2 protein-coding genes (1 of these 2 cut by a window edge) are annotated in these 23438 nt (G+C 70.7%); both read right to left on the bottom strand.

Translation table 11 applies throughout. From position 1 onward, the window contains the following. Nucleotides 1–8: 8 nt before the first annotated feature. Nucleotides 9–1247 carry a hypothetical protein gene (locus tag KIH74_RS04405; RefSeq protein ID WP_214154457.1) on the bottom strand — a complete coding sequence of 413 codons (1239 nt, stop codon included), beginning with the start codon at nt 1245–1247 and terminating at the stop codon, nt 9–11. Beyond that, nucleotides 1244–23438 carry the 3' portion of a hypothetical protein gene (locus tag KIH74_RS04400; RefSeq protein ID WP_214154456.1) on the bottom strand. 20504 nt of this gene lie beyond the right edge of the window, so the window shows 22195 of its 42699 coding nt (coding positions 20505–42699); its start codon lies beyond the right edge, outside the window — the gene reads right to left on this strand; the stop codon is at nt 1244–1246. Before KIH74_RS04400 ends, KIH74_RS04405 begins: the two co-directional genes overlap by 4 nt.

Here is a 23438-nt window from a genome sequence, read left to right as displayed (position 1 = left end):
CCGGCGGTTCAGGGCACACCTGACGGCACCGGCACCTGCCAGACGACCTCGGCGTCGGTGGTGTCGCGGCCCTGCACCAGAAGGCACCAGGCCCGGTGCAGGGCGACGGCGGACACCGGCGGGCAGCCGCCGGCCTGCGCCCTCAGGTGCTCCCACAGCTCCGGCTCGGGACTGAGGCCGTACCGCTCCAGGTAGTACGCCACCGAGTCCGACCAGATCCAGGTACCGTCGGTGCGCAGCGACAGCGGCACCACCGCCCCGCTGCCGGGCTCCAGCACGTCGGGCATCGTGACGTCGCTGGCCAGCACCAGCGCCGCGCCGCCGAGATACTCCAGCAGACGGGCGATCTCGGCGGTCTCCTCGATCCGCGGGTGGCCCGGATCGAACTGCGGTCCCTCCTGGGACCGGACGGCGTCGAAGGAACGGGCGAGCCGCAGGACCGGCCCCGGCTCCCGTGCCCAGAGCAGGGCCGAGCGCAACCAGGCAGCACTCTGATATGGGGGCAGGCCGCCGCCCTCCGGCCACACCTCGACCTGCGGATCGTCCTCCCCCGCCGCCAGCAGCCTCAGTTGCAGGCGGGCGGCGAGGCCGGCGAGCGCGCCGTCGGCCGACACCCGGGCTGCGACGAGATACACCCTGCGGCTGTCCGGCGAGACGGGGCCGAAACGGGCGTGGGCGGCGGCCGGCACCCGCCAGGCCCGCCAGAGCGCCACCACCTCGCTCTCGTCCTGCACGGCCTGGACGGCGGCGCGATCGATCCTGTCCGCGCCGTCGTCCCCGTCGTCCTCGTCGTCAGGGTCCGGGCGGACGGCGGTGAGATCCAGGACGGGGGTTTCCGTCTCGGCCTCGACCTCGGTCCTCACCCGGACCGGTGCGAACGCCCAGGCGCCGGAGGCATCGGCGACGTCCTGCGTGACGACCAGGTCGCTCAGCGCTTCCACCTGGTCACCGGCCCGCTCGAGTTCGTCCAGCAGCACCAGGGTGTCCAGGTCCCAGACCGGCGTCTGCCGGGCCACCGCGGCGAACGCCACCACCGAGGCCACGTCCTGCACAGCGCCTTCGGCGAGCCAGGCCCGCGCGTCGCTGATTGCCTCGTCCGGAAGCGCCCCGGCCATCCGCAGCAGCAGGTGGTGCCAGTCGTCCAGATCCGGCGTCTCAGGAGGATCCGGTACCTCAGCCGTGCCCGGCTCCCTGAGGCCGGATCCCTCGCTCACGTCGCTCACGTCGCCCACTGCCCAGCTGTTCATCGCTCTCCGCTCTCGTCCCGCTCGTCCGGGCGCGGGATCAGCGCCGCCAGAATGCTCTGCTCCAGCGACACCGGGGACGCCTCCCGGGCGCCCGTCCCGTCCACCGGTGAGCCGGTCGTGTCCTCCGGCTGGCCCGTCGTGTTCTCCAGCAACTCCTCGTCCACGTCCGCGCTCGCGTCCGGGTTCATGTCCGGGTCCATGTCCGGGTTCACGACCTGCCCCGGGTCCGCGGCCGGGGCCGCCCCCGGGGTCAGGTCCACGTCCGGCCCGTCGTATCCGGGTAGCCCGTCGTATCCGGGTACCTCGGTGCCCGGGGGCCGGTACCCGGGATGACCGGCCAGCGCGGCGCGAAGATCCCGGGCACCGGGAAGCGCCGGGCCGGAGAGCGACAGTGCGACGGCGGGCGGCCCGGCACGGTGAATCCACCGGCCGCCGGCCGGCAGAGCGGTGACCGAGCTCTGCTCCAGCACCAGCACCGGCTGGTCCGGGCGCTGCTCGTTCTCCCGCGTGCTGAAGTAGCGCATCAGCGGAAGGGCGAACAGCGGCCGGCGCACGCCGTCGAACCCTTCGCCGAGTGCCAGGGCGGCACTCACCCCCGAGCGCACGTCGATGAAGACCTCGGGGGTCTGCTCGGTGGAGTCCTGCGGCAGGTCGGGGATCGCGTAGGTGTAGATCTCCCGCCCCATCTGCTCGGCCAGTTCCTGGGCGTATTCGTGGGCGAGCGCGGCCGGGACGAACAGGGGCAGGCCGCGGTCGGTCTCGGGAATCTGCTCCTGCTCGACCTTCTTCAGCAGCCGGGCCAGTTCCTCGGCGCCGATCGCCGTCCCGTCCAGGTACGGCCTGCCCCGGGAGGCCGCCAGCAGCACGCTGTAGGCGCGCAGCAGCGGGTCCAGCCCGGCCGCCACCGCCTCGTCCTCCTGTGCCTGTCCCGGATCCGCCGGGGTCTGGAGCAAGACCACCGGACCTCCGTCACCACGCATCACCCGTGCCGGTCCGCCCCCGGGATCCTGCACGCGTATCGCCAGCGGCCCCATGCCGGAAGGAATCTCCAGCTCCGGGAGGGCGGTGGCCTCGGCCAGCAGGCGCCCCGCGGCGGCATACCGGATGAGCTTGCGAGCCCAGTCCAGGTCCTGCGGATCACCCCGGAACGTCGTGCGGGGGGCCAGTTCCGCCATGATCTCGCCCAGAACGTGGTAGTCGGGGGAAGACCGGGCCGTGGTGACCCCGTCGGGCAGCCGGAGCAGGTGAGACCGCGCGGGATGCCTGAAGATCCAGTTCACCAGAGCACCCAGCAGCCGGCCGTTGAGCCCGGCCGTCCGCTGGTGCGTCATGACCAGCTGCCAGATGTCCCACCGCTTGCGTCGCCGGTCTCCCTCGACGACTGCGTCCCGGCCGGTGCCGAGCCGGCTGATCAGGCCGTCCCACTCGGGCCAGCCCATCACTCGGGCGGAGGGGTCGGCCGCAAACCCCGGCAGGACGAGGATCGCCGACTCGGCCGGGTCCCAGAACGGGGCCAGGAGACCTCTGCGCACCTGGTCGGCGGGGACGTCCGCCCGGGCGTCCCAGCGCTGCGGTGTGCCGGCCAGTCCCAGACGACGCGCCCAGTCGTCGACCAGCAGCGGGCCGGCACCCAGGACCGGGTCGAGCACGACGTCCTGCTCGATGCCGTCGGGGAAGCGGACCCGGACCAGGGCCGCCCCGTGTTGCCGGGCCGTCTGCCCCCCGGCGTCCAACAGCCAGGCATCTTCGGCCCGCGGGTTGACGATCTCCAGGGGAGCGAAGATCCGGATCGCCTTCCCTGCCACGCCCCGCTGGTTCAGGACAATCTGCTGGCGCAGCTCGCGCAGGTCGTTGTTCTTGCTGCCGAGGTCCGGGTCCCGGGCCAGATCGGCCATCTCCTGGTACAGCCGGCGTGCCTCGTCCACCCCCACCACGGGAGTCAGCAGAAGCGGCTTGCCGAGCAGGAACTGGGCCACCGCCGCCGCCGGATGCCCCTGGACCACCGACAGCACCCGGTCGGTGATCGACGCCCTGTGCTCTGCGCGGTACTGCCGGTGCAGCAGGTGCAGCAGGCTGGCTGAGCGCCGGTACCCGGCCAGCAGCCGCACCAGGGCCACCGGATCACGGTCCTGGATCGCCTGGTGCAGCTCGGCCACCGACCCCTGCGACGCCTCCAGCAGTGCGGCGGCCAGGAGCGCGGTGCCCGGGCCGATCACCTTGTCGCGCCGGAGGCGGTCGAGGTCCGGCCGGATCATGGTGACGTCGACGCCCGAAGCAACCGACACCCTGGCCAGCTCACCCAGGAACGCCGGCTCCCCACCGGCGAGCAGAGCGTCGGTGAGCCGTTCCTCGAGGCCCGGCTCACCGGCGCCGAGCGCCAGGTTCGCCCGCTGCTCAGCAGGGTCAGGCTCCGCAGACGCCGGTGCCACGGACCATGCTGGCTCCAGAAGCGCTGCCAGGGACACCGGCAACTGGATGGGATACGACACCGGTTCCAGCTTCAGGGCGTCACTGACCGACACCTTTCCCCGGCGCAGGACGCCCTGGTGGGCGGTGACGGTCATGCCGTAGGAGTGCGCCAGCCTGCCGAACAGCTCAGCCAGGCCGGGGCTGTCCGTCGTCCTCCGGGAGCCATCCGGTTTCACCTGCACGATGCGAAGTTCCGGGAGCGCGGCGGCCGGTCTGCTGTCCAGCAGACGCAACAACGGCAGGAGGGCCGTCGCCATGTCGTCGGCGGCGACGACGATCGTCGGCCGTTCGGGGGATGCCAGCCCGTTGACGGGCACCGGGACGGAACGGGCGGCTCCTGAGGTCAGCACCGCGCCGTACTCGGTGAGCGCCGTGTGCCATCCCGGTGTCACAGGCGCCGGGGCGGCGGAGAAGGCCCTGCGCCAGGCGTAGCCGTTCTGATAGAAGCCCCCGCGCCGCAAGATTGAGGTGCGGGAGTTGCCGGAACGCCAGGACTGGGCCGTCACGGTCCCGTCGTCCAGCACCCGCAGCCCCACCGGATAGGTCAGGCCCGCGTTCTTGGAATCCCCGGAGCGCTTCATCCCCTCGGCCCGCGGGTCCAGGACCCGGAAGCTGCTGCGGTGGTCCGCCTCCAGATGATCCATGACCTCTCGCACCGCCTCCTGCACCTCCTCGGGGGATGGCAGCCACGCGGTCTGGATCGTCATTTCCTCCTGGTCCGCGACGATCTCCCGCAGCGGTGGCGCTGGTTCACCGACCGGCCACACGATCAGGCCGCTTCCCGAGCGCCGGACGCTGAGCGTGTTCGACACCAGCTGGCCCGCGCCGTCCGGGTAGACGACGTAGATGCGGCCCGGTAGCGGGTTGCGCACCAGCGTGAGTTCCCAGGCGGGCGCCGGCAGGGTGGCCAGGCCCGTGGAGTGCGCGGACCAGCTCCCGTCCGTACCCCGCTGGACGACGTCCCAGGTCGCGTACGACATGCCGTCCGAGGGGCGCACCTGGTAGTACCTGCGGTCGGCGGGGCCGGACCAGACCGACGGGTCGCTGGTGAACGCCACCTCGTCCAGGCCCAGGGCCCGCCCGATGAGCTCCGCCGTCTCCTGAGGGACTCCGGAGACCAGCACCGAGCGGCGACGCCCGGCGTTCAGCGCCCCCAGGACAGCCCCGGGCGGCAGCCCGATGCCCGAGTCGGCCAGCTGCCGGGCCAGTCTCTGCGATTCGCCGTTGTCCGAGCGCATTTTCCGGGCCCGATCGCCCCACGGCCCGAGCGCCAGCGCCGGCTCTCGGCTCGCCGGGGCCGCGTCGCTCACCTGTGCCCCGGCGGTCGCGGCGTGCCCCTCCTGCGGCGGGGTGATCGTCGAGGCGGGGAGACCGGTCGCCGTCCCGAGAGTCGTCGCGGGCTCCGTCACGACGGGCTGGATCTGCGTGGCCCGCACGCCGATCAGGTCGGTCCACAGCTGCGTCTCCGGCGACGGCTGGTCCTGCGCCGGACGGGCCCAGGCCGAGCCTTCGACGAGCCCGTCGGAACTGACCTGTACCCGCTGCAGGCGGTGCAGCGAGGCCCGCATGCTGGTGGCTTCGGGAATCCAGGTCAGGGTGAACAGCAACTCGTCGACGACCGGGTTACGGTCGGGCAGCGGTTCCGACTCCGGGCCCGCCTCCAGGACCCCGGACGTCCGGGAGTACCAGAGCGACAGCGATTTCCGAGGCACCGGACCGGAGATCAGCAGACCGATCGTGGCCTCGGCGAACAGCTCGGCCACGTGGGGGTGCCGGGCCAGGTCGAACACCGTCCCGGCCGTGGACCGCTGCGTCGGGGTGGCCACGTACCCCGCGACCCGGGCCCCGGTGCGCAGGCTTCTCAGCAGCTCCGCCGAAGTGTGGACGACGTCCCAGCCGCCCTCCCCGTGCTGCTGCGGCCCCTCGGCGCTCTGTTCACCGGCCTCCGGCACGGGCGCCGGGGCCACTGCGGCCGGGCGGCCCGAGCCGTCCAGTCCCACGCTACCGGGCAGTGTCCGGGCGATCGGGATCTGGACGGCGAAACCCGCGACCTCGTCGGCGACGAGCGGCTGGTCCGGCCCGGAGACGACGCGGTGCACGGTGACCCCGACGGCCGAGGGACGTCCGGCCGCCGAGGCGATCAGGGCGAGGTCGATCAGCAGGTCCGAGCGGTCCTGGCCCGACAGCCGCACCCGCATCGGCCGTCCGCCCGGCGGCAGAAGACCCAGCCCACGGGGGCTGATCAGCGTGCGCAACTCGTGCGGCGCCTCCGGCAGGGCGTGACCGGCGGCCTCGAGTTCGCCGGTCAGGTGGGCCTGCAGCATCCTGGCGGCGGCCGGCAGATCCGCGAGTGCCAGGGCAGCGCGGTCGATCTGGGGGACGGCGCTCACCTCGGAATCGGCCCGCGGTGCGTCCACGACGATCCGGTAGATGCGCACGAGATCACGCAGGGTGGGGCGGGGGTCGGCGCCCAGGGGTCCCATCACCGTGGTCACGGCCGGGGAGGTGTACTGGTCCAGGCCGGTCGGGGGCAGGTCCTGGATCCGCCCGTCGCGCGGGCCCGCACCGGGTACGACGGTGCGCAGCCTTGCGCGGCGCAGCGGACGCTCGAACGTCTCGTCGGCGCGGACGGCCTCCCGGTCGGCCAGGAAGTACGGATGCGCCCCGGCCTCGTGGGCCTTCACCGGGCCGGGAGTGCCGACGTAGAAACGGGTCTCGTTCTCCCGGTTCTGCCGTGTCGCCTCACCCGGCAGCGGCGGGTCGCCGGGCAGCAGGACGATCACCCGGTCGGCGGGGACGTCCGGGTCGGTGACCACCCGGGTCCGGTTGCGCACGTACCGCCAGCGGCCGTCGAGCCGGAACCGGGCGGTGCGGTTGAAGATCCGGCCGATCCAGGCCTCGGTGTCCTGGGCCGATGCGTCGAGTTCCTGCTGCGTCACCAGGGCCTGGCCGCCGGCGTCCCGGTCCGGCTCGAGCCGGACCACGCTGTGCAGTTCCAGCACCGTGACGTCATCGGTCACGTCGAACTCCTGGGCGCGGAAACGGGTCCGGGCCGGGGCGTGATCAGGTTCCACCTGCTCCTGGTTGCGCGCCGCCGCCAGCAGGTGACCGATCTGGTCGCGGCCCGGCCCGCCCTCGCGGGCCGAGGCATCCAGAACCGCACGCAGGTAGCCGCGCGGATCACCGGTGACGTAGGGGGGCACGTCGGGGGCGTACCGCTGCCCCAGCGGCCGGACGACGGCGATCAGGTCCAGCATGGCGCTCCCCTCGGCAGCGCTCACGATGGGGTCGCCGTCGAGGATGCTCCGGGCTCGCTGCGTTTCGATCCCGGGTCCGGACGGCGGGGCGTAGAGAGGTTCCGCGTACTCCGCGAAGTCCACCTCGTAGGTGCGCACCGGTCCACCCGCCGATCGGGTGCCCTCCTCGTGCCGCATCTGCTCGATGCGGGTGTCCCACTCCGGCTGCCACCGGGTGTCCAGCTCCATCGGGGCGCGCAGCAGGCCGCTGGCTTCCGGCACCGGCAGGCTCGCGGCCGCCTCACGGTCGTCGTGCAACCGCGCCGAGCGCTCGCCGGTGAACTCGGCCCAGCGCCCCAGAGCGGCCCGGGCCACGGCGGGGTCGGCGATCCGGCTGACCGAGAACGTCACGGCGCCGTCCGGCGTGCTCGGAATCTGCCCGCTGCCGGAAAGGTTTTCGGGGCTGTCGGAAGCGATCAGCAGGCCGGGCCCGCGCTGGAGATAGATCCACGCCTGGCCGGGGTCCGACCCGTTCTGCGATCCGGGCAGGTTCAGCGGCACCCGCTCGAATCCGGGATCGCCCGGCGCGATCTGCCGGGGCGGGTGTACCGGGGACGCTTCGGCTGTGGACGGGGTCCCGCCACTCGCCTCAACGGCCGGGATGCTCCGGGTGATCTCCAGCAACGCGGCGTGGCCGCCCGGGGCGCCGTAGCGTGACTCCAGCGGCAGGCCGTGGCGGTAGCGCCCGGCCGTCACGGTGAACGCTCCGGCTTCCGCTGCCGGGGTGATCGAGACCTGGATCTCCTGCCCGGGATGGGCCAGGGAGAGCAGCACGAATGCCAGATGCGGCAGCCTGTCCAGGATTTCGGGACGGGTGTGCCGCTCGATCAGGTGGTCTACGGCCTGCGCCCGTTCTGACCGGCCGCCCACCGGCTCCTTCATGTCGATGAGCATCTGCCGCACCGCGCCCCGCAGCGCATCCTGCGCCGGGGTGCCCCATCCGGCCGGCAGGTGCCCGGTGCCGAGCGACTCGGCCAGCACCGTGCCATTGCCGGAATCCGGTCGTATGAGCACCAATTCGCCGCTCTCGTGAGCGGGGGTGAACGCCACCTCGATGCCGAGGCCGGCGGCCAGGGCATGGGCGAACCCGGCCGGCACCCCGGGCAGGCGCAGCAGCACCCGGCTCAGGTGCGCGCCCTCGTCGCTCAGCAGACGCCGTAGCTCTTCCTGCACGGCGGGGTCGGTCCCGGAGAGCTGCGGGTCGCCCACGTCGATGGTCGTCCAGCCCGGCTCGGGCACGGCCGCCGGCCGCTCGCCCGGTGTGCCCGCGCGGTGCAGCCGCATCCCGGCGGCCGTGGTGCTCACCGTCCACGACGGCTTGAGCACATCCAGCAGGGTGGGTGCCTCGGCCGGGACCGGACCGGTGCGCGGGGCCCGCACGACCGTCACGTCGTCGGTGGTGGAACGCGGGGAGCTGTTCGGTGAGATCGGTGTCCGGCCATGAGGGGTGGCGGACCGCGAACCCGGCTGACCCGCAAGCGGAACGGTCGGATCCCCCTCGTCCCCATAGATTTCCGGTTCCTCGTGCAGAACGCTGGTGCCCGGCAGCAGCGCCGGGGCGCTCGTGTGCGGAGAGAGGAACACGGACGGCTGCCCCTCACGGATGGGTGCGAGAGAGTTGGTCCGCAGCGTCCCGGCCCCCGTCGAGGAGCGCGTGGAGGTGGTGCCGGAGCGGCTGGTCACCGCCCCGGGAACGGGCTTCGCCCGGTAGGCGGCCCGGACGGCGAACTGCTGCGTTCCTTGACTGTCGTCGAGAGCCTGGTCGGGACCTCGCTTGGCCTCGAGCCAGGTGCGGATCGCCGCCTGGAAGGCATGATCGGCCTGGTCGTACACGCCGCGGGCGTGCCACACCTGGGCCCGGGCCCGGTCGAGCGCCTCGCCGTGGGCGACGTCGGCGACCGGTTCCCTGTCCTGACCCAGTTCCTGCACCCGGGCGTCGTCGAGGAGCTGCTGCAGGGCCAGCCCCTTGGCCAGCAGGTCCCGCCGTGCCTCCTGCCGCCGGGTACCGGTGCTGTCCAGCTCCCGGATCTCGGCGTCCGGCTGCCGGAACCGGTCCTGGAGGGTGTACCCGATCCGGGCCCGCGCCACGTCGGCGTTCATCCGCAGGCCGACGGCACCAGGCAGGAGCCGGTCGGTCACCGTCACCGACCGGCCGCTGGTGAAGACGGCCCGGACCTCGAGGTCGTAACGGACGACGATCGACGGGCCGCCGCGCCGGACCATCCGGTTGAGCACCGAGGTGGCAGTGATCGTGTTCCGGTCGGCCGTTCCCTGCACCAGGCGGGGACCACTGCCGCCTTCGCCCCGGCCGTCCGCCTGCGCCACCCCCGGCGTCACGCCGACGTTGCCGGACCACTCGTTCACCCGGTAACGCCCCGGCGCGCTCAGAGCCTGCGGCTGCGACGGGGCGAAGGCGCCCAGGGGATCCTCGACCCCTACCCGCAGATCGCTGCCGCTGGCCACGACCGTCGCATTCGTCAGGCGGGTGTAGACCTTCAGGCCATGCCTCGGGGCGGCATATCCATCGGGCGTCCCGGACAGTGGCAGCCAGCTGCGGACCATCTCGTTGCTGGCACTGATCTCCAGTTTCGCCCGGTCGTTGGCGCCGAAGTGCCGGCCCGGCCCGCGGGCCGCCAGCAGCACCTCCCGCAGCTCGCGCGAGCCGATGAACCACTCCACGTAGGCCTCGTCCGGGATCGGATGCTGCCCGCCCGCCAGGAAGGCGGCGACGTGCGGCTCGGCCCGGCCGACCCGGCTGCTCGTGCGGATCTGCCCGGCCGGACCCGGGATCACCTGGACGCCGTCCGCACCGTCGGCACTGGATGCGCCGGCTGCACCGGAGCCTGACGCCCGCAGGACACTGGCCGCCATCTCAACCCGCATCGGCTGCAGGCGCGAAGTAGCGGACACCTCAGGCGCCCCGTCCGGGCCAGGAGCGGTGACGGGCCGGTCCTCGACGGCGAAGGACTGCCCCCCGGGCAGCTCCACGGACAGACGGACCTTCACGATCGGGACGCTCAGGGCCACCCGGTGCCCGATGACCCAGTTCATCCTCATCGTCCTGGCCCGCTCGGCGCCCCCGGCGCTGGTCTCGGCCGAGGTCTGGTACCCCACGCCGGGGGCAGCCGAGGCGGTCGGGCGGACCGTCTGGCCGTCATCACCGACGTACCCGTACCCGGCGGTGAGGGCGACCAGCAGACGGCTGATCCTGGACAGCCGCTGGCTCCGGGTGACCAGAGCCTCGGTGTACAGCTCCAGGTCGCCGCCGTCGGCGAGGACCTCGTCGAACACGGCCCGGCCGGTCTCGATCTCGACCCGCAGCAGCGCTGTGCGGTTGCGCCGGGCGCGGTGGGCTGCCTTGGCGTGAGCGCGTTCGCGGGCCGGGTCGCGCCGGGGCGCGGTGAGGGAGTCGCCCTGTGCCTGCTCGTGCGCGAGGCGGTGCGCCCGGGTGTGCCCGGCCGCGTCCCGCTTGCGCAGGACGTTGCGCCGCACGTGCTGGGTGCCGTAGGTGCGCAGGGGGATCACCGCCCCGCCGTCGATCATCGAGTGCAGGAACGCGGCCACGCCGTCCGGCCGCAACAGCAGTGCCGCCAGGCCCCGGTTGTCCTTGCTGTCCAGTCCGCCGTCCGGGAAGACCATCGGGGCGTACCTGCCCATCTCGGTGATCAGAAGGTCGAGCAGGTAGGAGAGGTCAGGCACCTCCGTCGGCAGCCCGGGACCCAACGAGGCCCGGGGGCCGCCGAGCAGGGACGGCGGCGGCTCCAGGGTGCTCGCGCCGGCCGGCAACTGCGGCAGCGGCGCGAAGGCGTCCGGGTCGTGACCGTTCTCGAGCATCCAGGTGCGGCCCGGATCGGAACGGCCCCACTGCCCGGCCTGCGCGATCACCTCGTCGAGCCGGTCCAGGAGTCTGCGGCCGGTGTCGGGATCGGCCGGCAGGCGCCGGGCCTGCCGTTCGGTGAGCAGTTCCACGCCGCCGTTGGGCACCCGGATCTGCGCGCTCTCGCGCCGGGTGCGGATGCGGCCGGTGTTCGGTGACGGGGGTTTCTCCCACGCCGCCGCCACCTGCCACACCAGGTCGCTGCTGACCAGGAACAGGATCTGGCTCGGTCCCTGGACCAGGGTGAGGTCCAGGTCACCGCTGAATCCCAGCTGCTCGTTGCGGTTCTCGCCCCGTCCGCCCCGGCCGGTGAGGGTGGCGGCCAGGAAGTTGGCGTACGGTCCGCTGCGGCCGCTGGGACCGAGGGCGAGGTCCCAGAACCGGCTTCGGGACCGGCCCGTGCCGCTGTGCTGTCCTCCCAGCATCGAGACCTCGCCGAACAGCCCGAGCTCGAGAACCTGCATGACCCGCGGGCGGAGCAGGCTGGGCTGCGCGGCGATCTCGAGGTCCTCGTACCGGCGGTGCCAGCCGAGCGTCGTGAACATGTTCTCCACGGCCTCCGCCCCGAACGAGCCCTCGAGCTCGTCCCGGTAGCCGTCGACGAAGTCCGCGTCCGTCACCCGTGCGGCCAGATCCTTCACCACGTCGAGGATCCGGTCGCCGAAACTGATCTGGAGCACGGTCCCGCGGTCGGCCGGGTGCCCGGGCGAGCGCGGCCCGGGCCGGTCCAGGATCGCCGGGCGCAGCGGCAAGGTCCCGTCCTGCGGGCGATCGTCCCGCCGGTATTGCGCCGGGCCGATCTGCGGCCACGGCCGGGAGCCTGCGTTCCTGGTCAGCGCCCGGGGCACCGTCATCGTGCCCACGGTGCTGACCACCGTCGAGCTGATCGACAGGACCTGACGGCGGGGCGAGAGCGCCCCGATCTCCTGCTCGGCGGGCCGCGCGGGAGCCGGGCCGGCGACCAGCTGCTTCCGGTCGGCGCCGGGGACCGCGGCCGGGCCGGCCAGCCGGTAAGCGGCGCGCGGCCGGGTGTACCGGGACACCTGGGCGCTGATCACGAAGTCGACGGGGACCTGGAAGACGTCGGTGGTCCCGTCGCCGACCCACAGGGAGAAGTTGTTCTGCAGAGTGCCGGCCGACCGGGTCCAACCCCGCTCCCACATCTGGCGGAACGCGGCGGCCGGCCCGACATTCGCGGTGACGAACCTGGCCCGCAGATCACTCAGCCAGCCGATCCGCCGGCTGCCGCTCTTCTCGGTCGAGGTGCTGATCTCGTGCACGTTGGTCGAGCGCTGCACGACCTGCCAGAACCCCTGGTACGCCGCCCCACCCCGGTGCGGCGTGATGGTGACGGTCACGACGTCGCGCCACAGCACACCGTTCCTCGTGAACTCGATCGTGTGCGGCTTCAGCGAGGTCAGTGAGCCGAGGGTGAGGTTCTGCCGGATCTCCCGGTCGTTGAGGTAGCGGGCCAGCGCCACGGCCCCGGACGCCGTCTTCGGCTCTCCCGTTCCCTGCCCGATCAGGTCACCCGCGCCGGACTCGTTCACCAGTCCCCGGACGGCGTCCTCCAGGTCGGCCGGCACGTCCTTGGGCAGGATCACGGTGCCCAGGGTCCCGGTGGTCTGCGTCCCGTCCGAGAGCCAGGCCGGCAGAAGGCGCGGCTCGGCGCCGGAGGCCGGGTCGAACCGGGTCAGCATCGGGGCGATGCCCTCGACACCGGGCAGCCCGATCCCGGCGGCCTCGAACGTGGACAGGCTGAGCACCACCTGGATTTCGTGCCCCTGCGGCATCAGTGGCCGCCAGGTGGACGTGCGGGGCTCGTACCCGTGGTCCGTCACCAGGATGCTGACCAGGTACAGCACCCGGGGATGGCTGGAGACCTGGAAACCCTCCTTGCCCTGGGTGGAGTGCACAACCTCGTCCGTCGTCCCCCAGCTCAGACCCCCGTTGAGCAGGAACCGCCAGGCCAGCCAGGACACCGGATCGAACCCCACCCCGACGGCCGGCCCGACGGCGAGGCTCAGGTCGATCACCCGGCCGTTGCTGATCATCAGGTTCTGCCCGGTCACCCGGGCCGAACGCAGGTTCGCCGGCCCGGCAATCCCCAGCGGCATCGCGTGGGTGATCCTGGCGCTGCTGTTGAGGGCGGTCCAGTCCTTCCTCGTGCGCCCGCGCAGGGTGGGCGAGTCGAAACGGCCCTCCAGCATGGCGATCAGGTCGCGCTGCACAGCCGTGGAGTGGGAGATGCGCTCAAGGATCTCCCGGCCGGGGGCCTTCGGCGCGGTGATCGCCTCCGGCAGCAGGGCGCCACGCACCTCGCGGAGGTCGCCGAGATCGACCACGGCATCGACGGCCAACGACGGCGCGACGACGACGGCGGCGTTCTGTTCCTGCGTCACCGCGACCGTGACCCGCTGTTCCGGCGGCGTCCAGACGATGTCCAGCAGGTCCTGCGGTGCCTGAAGGACCGCCTTGCCCGGCACGAGACTGCTGCGCGGCGCATCGCGCAACGGGGTCGAGACCCCCCGCCGCGCCGCGGGGGCCACCGTGAGCACGTACTGGAAACGGATCGGGAACTGCGCCCCGTCGGCGCTGCGCAAGGACCGCTGGTCCGCGGTCACGACGTCCCGCCGGTGCACGACCTGGCTCAGCCATCCGGCCGAGAACTCCAGCGAGCCACCGACTCCCACCGGGGAGAGCAGGGTGATACCGAGCGGCAAGCCGCCCCCGCCCCCCTTCATCCGGGACTTCGAGTTGGTCACCGAGCGACGGGGGTAGACCTCCTGCCGGAACTGGGTGCTCGCCTGATCCAGCGCCGGATCCTGACGGATCTGCCGTAGCTGGACGCCGATGTCGAGCTGACGACCAGAACGGTGGCCGAGGATGTTCCGCCGGCTCGCGCGCGCCCGGACGGGGAAGCTCCGGCCGTCCCCGAAGAAACTGTCGAACTCGTGCACGAGTGGCTCGGTGACGAAGCGGATCTGGGACGGATCGACGGTCAGGCCGAACTGCGCGGCCAGCTCGTCGATCATCGCGGCGAGCTCGGCGATGCTTCGTACATCGACAGCGTTCAGCTGTCCCGTGGCTCGGGGGAAATAGGGGGCGACCGACAGCGACGGGACCGCGGGGACCGTCGTCCCCCGAGGTGACGAACTCCCTTCCGCAACCAGAGGTGCGCTGAGAACGGCCTCCGTCCCGGAACCGGGCGCGGGCGTCGTCACGCCACCGGTGAGGGGCAGGTGGTCCACGCTCCGGGATGCCGGCGAACGTCGCAGGCTGTTCAGCCGGGACGTCACCAGGGCCCGGCGCAACGAGGTGGCGCTCACGCTGCGGGTCAGGCCGGGACGCTCCGCCGACGGCTGCGCCTCGGTCGCCACCGCTGCCGCGCCCGGCACCTCGGTCAGGAGGTTCTTCTGAGCCGCCCTCAGGCGCAACCGGTCGAGGACCGCTTTCGGATGGGCCGTCGCCTGCGGAAGAGGCCGGTAGGCTCCCTCCGGTCCCAGCTCGGCGATCCGGGCGGCGCTCTCCCACACCTGGTTCACCAGCTGCGCCAGGCGGTCCCGGCGCATCCCCTGCACCTGTGCCTGGCTGAGCAGATGGTCGGCGCGCACGAGCTCGCGCTCGATGCCGGCGTGCCGTGCGGCGTCGTTGACCGTCTCCAGGTCCAGGCCGTCGAGCTGCCCCGGGATCAGCCGCTGACTGACGGCGTCCACCAGCCCCAGGTGCCGGGATGCCAGCACCCGCACCATCGGGGGAACACCGTTCAGCCGCAGCGGCTCGTACTGACCGGCCTCCTTGCGGTAGGCGCGCGTCAGCTTCTCCTCGGCCCTGTCCTCGCCGAGCCCTTTCTTCAGCGCCTCGTATCCTTCCCCGTTGTGCCCGGTGTCCTGGATCTCCTGCGGGTCCGGTGACGTCCGGCGGGCCACCGGCCGGGACCGCACCGGCACCGCGCGCTCGTGCCCGGAGAGACTGGCCCGGCGCAGCAGGCCCTCGGCCGGGTCCTGCCAGGGAGCGCTACGGGTGAGCTGAGCCTGACGCTGCTGGAGCGGGTCCGCCTCGGGGATCGTCCTCGGTGGGACGAGCGGACGCCGGGGGCCGGGGGGCTGCTCGTCCGTGCCGGCCTGCGGCCGGTACGGGGACAGGCGCAGCGATCCGTCGGCGCTGAAACCGAGCCTGGCCGGGACGATCTCGCGCTCGGCCTGCCCGGTCCGCCCCTCGACGAACTCCTCACCGCCCAGCCGCCGGCGCAGCGCCCTCCAGGAGACGTTACGGACCCAGGCCCGCGGGCCGGTCCGGAACTGCACCAGCACACCGAACCGCACCAGCGGCACCGCCGCACCGTTCACGTCGTCATCGCGCCGCCCGGTCACCGTGATGCTCACCCAGCGCCGGGACGGCGAGGTGGGGCGGGAACGGACCAGGACGGTGATGTTCGGCGCAGGAGCGACAGCGACCAGGGCGCTGAGCGACTCCTGGGTGACCTGCGCCTCGATCGCCGCGCTCAGATCTTCCCGCCACGAGCGGCCGTAGGACGCGGCCCGGGCTCCGGTCTCCTCGAGGGCGGCCCAGATCCGGTGCACGACGCGCTCGCGGATGCCGGGTGCGACCAGCATCGTGCTGCTCGGCGAGGCCACTTCACCGCGCGCTGATTCCTGGCCGCTGTCCCCGGGACGGCCGGTGAGCAATGCCTCGACGGCGCCGTCCGTGACCTGCGGCTCCCAGTCCATCTCCCGCAGTACGGCATCCAGCGTCATCTCGTGCAGTACCGAGCGCGGGATCCGTTCCATCGGAACGGCTTGCGGGTCAGCCAGGTCAGCCAGGAAGGCATCGTCGTCCACGGCCGTCTGAGCGGGCGGCGACCAGATCGCGGTCGACGCCCCCTGTGGCTGCGAAAGATCTTGCGGTATATCGAAGGTCATGTCGTGGTACTGCGCGCCGGGCACCAGGTTCTCTCGCTGCAGCACCCTGGCATGGGCGTCTCCCACAAAGTTCAAGGGCGCCTGCGACGTGCGGATACGGGCGGCCAGTGACAGGTCCCGCCACCGGTACCGGCGGGTTTCGCCGTCCGGGATCCGTGCCACCTCCGCCTTTTCCTCGTCGGTCATCACCGGGTCGTCGGCGAGCCGGGTATCCACCTCCTCCACGAAACGGGTGAGCAGCCGTGTCAGCTGCGCGACCAACTCACCGCCGGAAAGATCGGTCGGCTTGCTCTGCCAGTCCCTCAAGGTCGAACCCAGCGACCCGGAACTCCAGACCTCGGACAGGAAAGGAATCAGCGAGTTGAAGGTCTCGTCCCATGCTAGAGCGAGCGCGCGTTGTTCCTCGCTCGCGTCGGCCGGGGAGGAGTGCACCCGCCCGGCCACGTCACCGGCGTAGGCCCAGGACCAGTGGATCTGATGGGAAGCCACCTGGTCGTAATAGGCCACCAGATTGGCGAAGCCGGGGCCCTGCCGCAGTTCACCCAGCACCTTGGTCATCAGCCACGCCAGCTTGGGGTAGATCGACTCACCGCCGTGAACGCTCCAGTCATACCCTTCCCGCATCTGGACGCCCGGGAAGCCCGGTCTCTTGCTCAGGCCCAGCGCCGCGCTGAGCATCGGGCTGCCGCTCAGGTCGTCGTACGGAATCCCCTCATGGATGAAGTGGGGGGCCTCACCGTCGCGGGACACCGCCTGGAGGATGTCCTCGCCGGTGATGAACAGGTGGTTCTCACCGACGATGTGCCGGATCATGGCACCCGACTCGTCGCGCTTGGCGAACCGGACCAGAAGCCCCTGACGGTGCGGTCCGGGCAGATGCCCGCTGTAGTGCGTGTCCTGAATGTAGTCGACCAGCACCCGGTAGCTGCCGAAGTTGTGTGTCCGGCCGTCTCGCATCAGTTGCCTGACCCGTGGGTGTTGCAGGGCGGGGTGCCCGGGCGGCAGCGGGGCGCCATGGATCAGGATGCCGCCGGTGTCCGGGGTGGACTCTGCCTGCTCGGGGGTCGCAGGGGCCAGCGACGGGCTCAGCTGCTGCCGCAGCGGATCGTGCGGTTGCTCCGGCCGTCGTGTTGCCGGCGCCGGGTCGTCGAGCCGGTCAGGCCGCGGATTGCGGTACCACGCGGCCCACCAGCGCGCTTCCTGCCCGGCCTCAGCCTCGGTCCCGGTGATCAACCGGGCGGCCACCAGAACGGTGATGTCCAGCAGCCGCTGGTGATAGTCGTCTGCGGAGTCCGAATCCTGCCGACTCTCAGTATCTTCCACATCCTGACGAGGACGGCGCGAGTGATTCGTGGTCAGGTCCCACGCGTTCTCCAGAAGGCGCCGCCACTCCCCCTCCGGCGCGTTCTCCACCATCACGGCAGCCTCGGACAGGGCTCGCTCGACGACGGCGATGTCTGCGCCCGTGAAGTGCTGTGGGAAGCGGCCCACCGGATCCTGATCAAGAGCCCCTGGTGCCATGGAAGCGGGCACGCCGTCACGGAAGTCGTGGACCAGCACACCTCCCGGCAGTAGCCCCAGGCGCTGTAGTTCCTGCGCGTGATCGGCTCCCATGAAGATCATCGGCACACCGGCCGCCTGTGCCCGGCGGACCGCGGCGGCCAGGGACAGGTCACGCCAGCGCAGGTACCGGGAGTTGTAGGCGTCGTCGGCGATCGCCGCCACCTGAGCCTTGTCGGAGTCGCTCAGCGCCGGGTCGAGCGCGAGCCGCGCCTCCATCTCCGGAACGAACGCGGCCAGCAGCAGTTTCAGCGACGGGACGAGGTCCCTTCCCGGACCGGGCCGGGCACCGGGGCCCGGCTCCTGCCGCCAGGCTGTGAGGACTTCGGCCGGGGAGGACGACAGTGCCAGCTCGGCCAGGAAGGGCTCCATCACCGGTCGTGCTTGTGCCCACGCGGCCGCCAGTTTCCGCTGCGACGGGCTGACATCGCCCGCCACCGCGAGGGCTGCGCGGTCGGACACGTCTTCGGCGTAGGCCCAGGCGAGCAGGAGGTAGTCCGCCATCACGCGACCCCAGTACCAGCTCGGGGCCGAGGACTCCGGATCCTGGTCGAGCCAGATCTCCACGCCCTTCATCACCCAGGCCATCTGGGGATAGATCGACTCGCCGCCGTGCACGGCCCAGTCCGAGCCCGGCCGAAGCCGGAATCCCGCCAGCCGGCCGGCCTTCACCTGCTCGACGCGGGAGCGCAGTTTCGGGCTCGCCGTCAGATCGTCGAAGGGAATGCCCTCGTCGATGAACCCCGGGAATTCCTGGTCGCCGGCCAGCCCCTGAAGGATCGGGATCCCGTCGATGAACAGGTGCGTCTCGGCGACCACATGGGTCAAGCCCTTGCGGAAGCGCACCAGCTCTCCCTGAGCGTGCGGGCCGGGCAGAAGACCGCTGTAGTGCGTGCCCGCCAGGTGATCGGCCAGCACCCTCAGGTTCCCGAACCGACGGGCCGTCCCGGAGGCAGCCAGCTCGCGGGCCCGGGCATTCAGGAAGACGGCATGGTCGTCCGGAAGACGTTCCCCGCCGACCCAGATGCCGGTCTGGTCGGATGCCGGCACCGGAACCCGTTCCCCCGGGGGCTGGGTCACCTCGCCATCGGCGTACACCGCGCTCACCTGGGTTTCGCGCGACGGTCCCTCGTCTGCGCCCGGCGGCCTCGTGGTGTTCCAGGACGAACTGAGCTGCTGATGCAGAAGGCCGTGCGCCGCCGCAGAGACCGACCAGTCAGGCGTGGTGCCAGACATCACCACGTCCCCCGGCTGCTCCGGATCACCGGACACAGCAAGGTCGTCCAGCGTCCCCAGGACGGCTGACGCCGGCACGGCCGCGAACCAGCGGTGGGCATACCAGTGCCCGCCGGTGTGCGCGATCTTGACCAACCTCACCGCAGGCTGGGCGGCACTCGCGGTCGGGCTCTGCTGCCAGGCACCCCCCGCGTCGAGGTAGGCGACATTCACGCCCCATCTCTGGGCGAGCGCCGCGGCCAGTGCCACCACCGCCCAGTCGCCGTGCTCACCCCCGATGTCGTACGCCTGGCCATCACTGATCAGTTCAGCGGCCTGACCGGCGCCCTCCACCGCGTAGTCCTCGAAGTCCGCCGACCACGAACTGATGTACTCGCCGGTCTGGCGCATGAGCTGACGCTCGAGATCCTCCCGCGACATCTCCGGGGCCCTCCCCGCCAGACGCAGTGCCCGGGCCGCCGCTGCGTACAGGCCTCGTCCCGGGCCCACTGCCGGCTCCGCCACCAGCTCCTGCTCCGACAACGCCCGCACCTGAGCCTCGGACAGCGCATAGCCCGCGAGCCAGGCCACCCGCCCAGCTTCGCCCTGATCGACCGAAACTCCCACGAACTCGGAGCCCAGCAGACCGGCCGAAGCATCCATCCAGGCCCTCAGCTCGACTGGAGACAGCTCAATGACACCGAAATCCTCCGCGCCCAGCGCATCGGTGGCGAGGAACGGATAGAACCGGTCACCCGGCACTCCCTCGAAAACGCTGAACCACAGCTGCGTACCGACCGTCCATGTCGCTCCCAACTGAGGCGAATGCGTGCCGACACTGATCCGGAACCCAGACCCGACCGTCCGCAGGAAGGAAGCCAGAGCAGGCTTTTTACGGTCACGTGCGGCATTGACCCTTTTCTGGGCCCGCGCCCGAACCACAGGCAGGTCGTTCTTCACCCATCCGTAAATAGGTTCACCCGATCCATCCAGCGGCGTGGCCTTTAATGGATCCCAGAAGCCATTCTCCGGATGCTCCAGAACCGTGACGCTTACCTGCTCCCCCTTCCTTTCCCCCACGAAGAAGCTGGCCCCCAATACGCTAATCTGGCCATTGCTCTGCACGCTGCGCGGTTCGTCGGCGATCCGATAATTTGGTTTTGCGAGGGCCCTGGAGAACGCTAGGTTTGCTGCCTTCGATTCGGCTTCGTTTTCCGCCGGGCTGAACGAATTCGGTTTCAGTGCATTGAGATTCTGTTCGCCGAGAAGAACCTCATCAAAACGAGGGACGCCTGTTCCGTTTTCCACCCAAGGCCACATGAATACGAAGTACCGGTTGTCTACGTGGTAGAACTCAATTCGGACGCGCCTTCTCGCCCACCCAGCGGCGCCCGGGATCCGGCTTTTCCCGATGCTCACCCTATCTTGCGGATCGGCGGCACGATTCATTGTCATCAGTGACGGCATCCCCAAGGCGAATGCCTCTCTGATCGCAGATGCCGCCGTGCTGTTGTCGACCTCGGAGCCCTTGCCAATCCTGCCGCGCCGGGAACGGGCATGGGGCCTCGTTCCTGGTTCTTGGCCCGGAAGCATCGAGCCGACCGGCTCCACCCCACTGGCCGACCAGCGTCCTTCGGACGAACCGTCCGCCACGGTCGCGAACCACCGACGGGGATAGTCCGGGCCGTCCTGGTGCGCGACCTGAACCAGGACGAAAGCAGGTATGCCCACAGTCATGTCGAGGGAAAGACCATGAACCAACTGCGAGGTTCCGTCCGGCAGCACATAGGCGAACTCCATCCCCAGCGCCCCGGCCAGCGCAACGACCGCCTCATCCTGCTCAGCGGTACGAGACGCCAGTTCCAGCAGTGAAATTTCTAAACGATTGGCTGTGCTCTGCATCAGATCACGCGCGAAATCCTCCAGCTTGACTCCAAGGGTGGCCACCCCCGCGTGAGCCATCGCCAGAGCCGCCGCCGCGAAAAGTCCCGACGCCGGACCCATCACCGGCACAACCTGATATCCCGCCAGTTCCCGCGCCTGCGGGCCCGACAACCCATACTCCGACAGCAACCACGTCAATCCCGCATCCGGGCCCATTGCCCCCACTCCAGCGAACTCGGCCCCCGCGGCACCCTGCGACGCCAGCGCCCAGCCATTGCGCTCACGGGCAGTCAGCTCGACAACGCCGAAGTCCTTCTCCAGCTGCGGGCTCACGGCCACGAAGGGAAAGAAGCGGCTACCAGCCACCCCCTCGAAAACATCCAGACGAACCCACGTACCGGTCCAGTCTTCCGGCAGCGTCAGCGAACGCGTCCCCACCCCCACGCGGCCCCCGTCACCCACGAACAGCGAGAAGGAAGCCACCGCCGCAGTCTCACCCGTCCTGGACAGTTGCACCAGACGCTCAGCCCGCGCCCTCACCACGTCCCGGGAATTCCTCACCCAGCCGAAACGCGCGTTCCCCACCTCGTCCAGAGCCCTGAACGGATCCCGGACATCACCCTCAGGATGCTCGAAGACCGTCACCCACAGCTGCCCGCCGGCGGGCGTCGCCCAGTCCTGTCCCACATGGATCTCCACACCATCGACACCCGTCGTTCCCGTCGGGTCGACAGCGAGCGGCGAACTGAAACGCGGTGTCTGACCGGCGCTCTCAGCTCTGCCGAAAGCTGCGGAGGCGGACCCGTAGTCCAGATCCGCTGTGTCCCCGCGGGGGGCGTCCTCCCGCTCGAAGGACGACAGCTCCTGATCCAGGAGATCAGCTGCCACGAACTGGTAGTCCTGGTCCCCGTCGACCGTCTCACGAATCATCAGGAGCGGATGCAGACCGCCCTGCCGCCGGTAGAACTCCACCCGGACCCAGGCTCCGGCCCAATCATCGCGAGCCGCCGGATCGGTACCGACGATCACACCAGGGCCCAAGGTGACTGCTGCGTTCTCGTCGGCCTGCACAACGGCGGTGACCCGGGAGGGTTCCCGGTTCAGAAGCGCCTGCTTGATCACCCGAGATGCCTGCTCCCCGACCGCCGCGCTGTAGCTACCTGCCACGGGGGCCGTGGGTTCCGGCAGCAGCGGAGCGCTGGCGACGTCCTGCCCTTCCAGACCGGCCGGAATCCTCATGGTCGCGAACCAGCGACGGGAAGACTCAGGCCGACCGTTCGCGTGCGCCACCTCGACCAGCGCGAAGCGAGGGGCGACGACTCCGCCGCCCGGCCGGCCCGCGACAGTGCGCCATGAACCGTCCGCGGCCAGATACTCCAGGTCCATACTCAGCGTCCGGGCGACCGCCGTGACCATCAGCTCACTGTCCAGTTCCCCGGCGCCGACCGCAGCGGGCGTCACGCCGGTCAAGGCGGTCGCGGCGGTCGAGATGTATTCCTCCGTGCGCTGCTTCAGCTCACGCTCGGCGCTCTCCAGCTGCGCCGCCGGAGCGTTCAGGACGCCGGCCCGAACAGCCGCCAGCGTCACCGCGGCGTAAAGCCCTCGATCCAGGCCCTCGACCGGGACCGCCAGCAGGTTCCGCGCCGTCAGCAGATCATTCTGCTTCTCCGACAGGCCATATCCCGCCGGCCACCCGTCAAGCCCTTCGACCCCTGCGAACTCCGCCCCGGGGAGCCCCGCGGCCGCCAGCACCCAGCTGTCCCGTTCGTGGGGTGACAGCTCGATGACGCCGACGACCCAGCCTTGACCCGACGGATGAACGGCGACGAACGGATGGAGCGGTACGCCCGGCGTCCCGTCGAGAACACGGAACTGGATCATCAGACCGGCCCACCCGGCATCGATCACCGGCGAGTGCGTGCCGACGCTGATCCTGCCCTGGTCATCGACAGACCGCAGGAAGGAAGCCAGCACCGGAAGATCAGCGTTCTGCGCCAGGGCCAGTGCCCGCGTCCTCACCTCCTGCGGGGAGTTCTTCACCCACCTGAAACGGGGCTTCCTCGAACCGGAGACAACCTTGAGGGGATCCCAGAAGCCGCCGTCCGGATTCCGGCGAACCGTCACCAGCACCGAGTCCCCGGCCCAGTCCCACCCGGCGAACACCTCGCTCTCCAGGACCGTCAGAGTTCCTGTTTCACCGACCGGCTGGTCATTGCGCTCGAGGATGACTTGTGCATCACTCGCCTCGGCTCGGACGAATGCGGCGGCGGCTGCCTCGGACTCCGACTTCTCCTCCGCCCAGCGCACTCCGAACAACGGCTTGGGGGACACCTGCAGCAAGGCCGCCCGGTCCTGCGCGGACAGACGAATCGTCCAGAAATGATATTCGCTCTGCCGTCCCTCCGATGAATAGATCAGAAGGAACGGGTAATCCTCTCCGTTCGGGGGATAGATCTCGACCCGCACCCGTGCACCGACCCAGTCGCGGTGCATCAGAGGGAAAGACCTCTCCCCCAGCAACAGTCGCGCATTGTCCTGGACGTGACTGATGACCGTCAGGATGGAAGGCTGCTCGCTCGCGAGCGCCCTGCGGATGACACTCACGGCTTCTGCGTCGTCGCCCGGAGTTTCCTCCTGATCCGAATTCTTGGAACTGAGATATTCAAGATCCTGCTTGCCGAGGTTGACCCATCTGAAAAGATCCTGCGAATCGTCGGGTACCAATACCGGATGAATCCGCAGAGGGTGGCGCTGGTCGCCCGCAAGTTTTTTCGGCGCCGGATAGACCGAGACCTTCACCGACACCTGTTTCCACGCTTTATCCACCGTCACATAATGCGAGGCCACCGCAACGCGTCCCTGACCGTTTATCTTTCCGGGGACGACGTGAAGAAGCGAGTGGGAGCCCTCTGCCTTGAGAACTTCCTGCTTCGCTTTCTCATAATCCTCGTGGAGGCGTACTTGCCGG

Source organism: Kineosporia corallincola, assembly GCF_018499875.1.
In the GTDB taxonomy this organism is placed as follows: Bacteria; Actinomycetota; Actinomycetes; order Actinomycetales; family Kineosporiaceae; genus Kineosporia; species Kineosporia corallincola.
Note: the sequence above shows the minus strand (reverse complement) of the source record. Positions and strands in the feature narration are given on the sequence as shown.